The following is a 2724-nucleotide window of genomic DNA, read 5'->3' on the forward strand; positions in this document are numbered from 1 at the left end:
TTTGTAGTACTCAGATTATCAACGAAATGCATACTAGATATAAATTAAAAAATCTCTACATTATAACAACAATTCCTGATGAGGTATGTGATGCTATTTTTAGAACAACACGTCATGGTATTACTAAACTTTGGGGTGAAGGAGCTTATTCACATGAGCCTAAATGTTTCCTATTTATGACATTAAATGCTTATCAAGTACCTGAAGTTGTTGATTCGATTCGTATGGTTGATCCAAAAGCCTTTATTAATGTAGCGACATCAGAAAGAATATTTGGTAACTATTATCAAAAACCACTAGAGTAAAAAAGATTGGTTATCGAATTTCGATACCAATCTTTTTTTGTACTTTCATTAATTTTTTATAAGCAATTTTGCGTGCTTTTTCACTACCTTCTTGTAAAACTCGTTCAACTTCACCGCTTGCGATAATATCACGGTAGCGTGTTTGAATTTTATCAAGCTCTGCAACAACAACATCTGCAACCGCTTTTTTGAAATCACCGTAACCACTATTCTCAAAGCGTTTTACAATACTGTCGATAGGCTCACCAGATAATACAGACATAATTTCTAAAAGGTTTGATACACCTGGTTGATTTATTGGATCAAAGGCAACTTTTGCAAAATTATCAGTAACTGCAGACATAATCTTTTTGCGTGCAACATTCAAGTCATCTAAAAGATAAATACAGCCTTTATCACCTTTATCTGATTTACTCATTTTCTTTGTTGGATCACTTAATGACATAATTCGCTTACCAACGGTTGGAACTAATGGTTCAGGTAATTTAAAAATTTCACCATAACGATTATTGAAACGTGCTGCTAAGTCACGAGCTAATTCCACATGTTGTTTTTGATCTTCTCCTACAGGAACGTAATCAGGATCATAAATTAAAATATCAGCCGCCATAAGTGAAGGGTAGGTGTAAAGCCCACCAGAGAGATTAGTTTCTCCTTTTACTTGTTTATCTTTAAATTGAGTCATACGGTTTAATTCGCCCATGTAAGTATTACAGCACATGATAAATCCAAGTTGAGCATGTTCCATAACATCAGATTGAAGAAAGATGGTACTTCTTTCAGGATCAAGACCACATGCTAAATATAATGCAATTGCATCTTTAAGATTTTTTCTCAATTCCGCTGGTTCTTGTGGGACTGTAATGCAATGAAGATTTGCGATAAACACAATCATTTCATAATCATTTTGATAGTTCACGAAGTTTTTAAGAGCTCCGATGTAATTACCTAGTGTTAATTGTCCACTTGGTTTAATACCGCTTAACATTCTTTTCATTTTTATTTCTCCTTTAAATTAAAAAAGCATCCTTAGAAAAGGACGCTTTAGCGTGGTACCACCTTAATTATTCTATTTAAAAATAGAATCACTTCTAAATAACGGTTTAGTTCCGTAATTGACTGATGCCAACTCTGCTCCAAAGCCCCAATTCATTTAAATTATCGTATGATTTTCACCAGCCATCATATCTCTAAACAAATAATTTTAAATTACTTTTGCTTTTTCCTAGCTTTATACAACTATTTAAGCACTTTTTTTGCGACGAATCAATAGCCCGATTAAGATTATTACAATTGTTGCACCCATGTAGATGTTGAATTTAGGTCGTGATACACCTCCGTAGAGAATGATGAATGAACCTAGAATTGCAAGTATCGGAAATACATAACGTCCCCAAAATGAGGATGCTTTAACTTTATCAGGTCGCAGTAACACACCGAAATACATAAAGCATAAGAAGAGATAATTCATAACAATTGGTAAGTCATCAACTGCTAAGCCATCTAATAAATTAAAATTATAAACAGCAGATCCATCAAGTGTTAGGAAGTGGAATAAAAGATAAAGTATTGAAAACAAAAATGCAAAGATACTAGCATTTATAGGTGTATCAGATTTTGTGTTAATCTTTGCGATTTTTTCGCTGAAAGGTAATTCTCCACGAACAGCTAAGGCATAAGGTGTACGGATATAACCTAAGATTAAACCATTTAATGTTCCTAATACTGAAATGACAATAAATAATAATACAATTTTAATTCCCCATGGTCCAAAAAGAGCATTTGAAATTGTAGAAATTGGATCAACTCCTGCAAGTAAAGCATCTGGTCCTACAAAAGCGCATACGCCTATGAAGTATAGAAGATAGATTGCAATGATAACTAATGGAGCAAATATTAGTGCTTTTGTAAGATTCTTTTTTGGATCTTTAATTTCATGAGCGATACTAGGTGCAATCATCCAACCATCAGTAGCAAATGCCACTGCGATTACTGCATTTAAGAATCCATTCATTGAAGTAGTATAGCTTGGACTTGATGCAATAACTTGTGTTGGATTACCAATGATTAAACCAGCAATTGATAAAACAAGAAGAGCTAAAATTTTAGCATACATTGCAAAGTCTTGAAAATGACCAGCTTTCTTTGTTTGAAATGTATTCACAATATAATAGAAAATTAAATATCCAATTGCGAGGAACCAAACACCAGGATTAAAGGTGCCCGTTGTTAATAAATTATCCAAACCAAATAAACCAAAAGTATAATTAGCTGCAACCCAAGCGATTACTGCAATAATTGCAGGATAATAAACTACGGATTGAAACCAACCTGCGAGAAAACCCATTGTTTTTCCCCAACTCATTTCACAATATGAAACAAGACCACCAATTTTATCATCATTTGATGAATATTGCGC

General features: G+C 33.4%; 3 protein-coding genes and 1 other annotated feature. Of the genes, 1 reads left to right on the top strand and 2 read right to left on the bottom strand.

Annotation, left to right across the window (positions count from 1 at the left end; genetic code table 11):
• Nucleotides 1–305 (top strand): YitT family protein (locus RSB60_RS08515; protein ID WP_332615732.1); only part of this gene is annotated, 305 nt, incomplete at its 5' end.
• Between the two features lie 10 nt (nucleotides 306–315).
• Here RSB60_RS08515 and trpS read toward each other — a convergent pair.
• Both trpS and RSB60_RS08525 read right to left on the bottom strand, forming a co-directional pair.
• On the bottom strand, nucleotides 316–1302 hold the full coding sequence (gene trpS, locus RSB60_RS08520) for a tryptophan--tRNA ligase (RefSeq protein WP_323381552.1): 987 nt from the start codon (nucleotides 1300–1302) through the stop codon (nucleotides 316–318).
• Nucleotides 1303–1337: 35 nt separating this feature from the next.
• Nucleotides 1338–1541 (bottom strand) — a binding site (T-box leader).
• Between the two features lie 7 nt (nucleotides 1542–1548).
• A partial coding sequence (locus tag RSB60_RS08525) for an APC family permease (RefSeq protein WP_332615735.1) occupies nucleotides 1549–2724 on the bottom strand: 1176 nt, incomplete at its 5' end.

This window comes from Anaerorhabdus sp., assembly GCF_036657415.1.
Lineage (GTDB): Bacteria > Bacillota_I > Bacilli_A > Erysipelotrichales > Erysipelotrichaceae > Anaerorhabdus.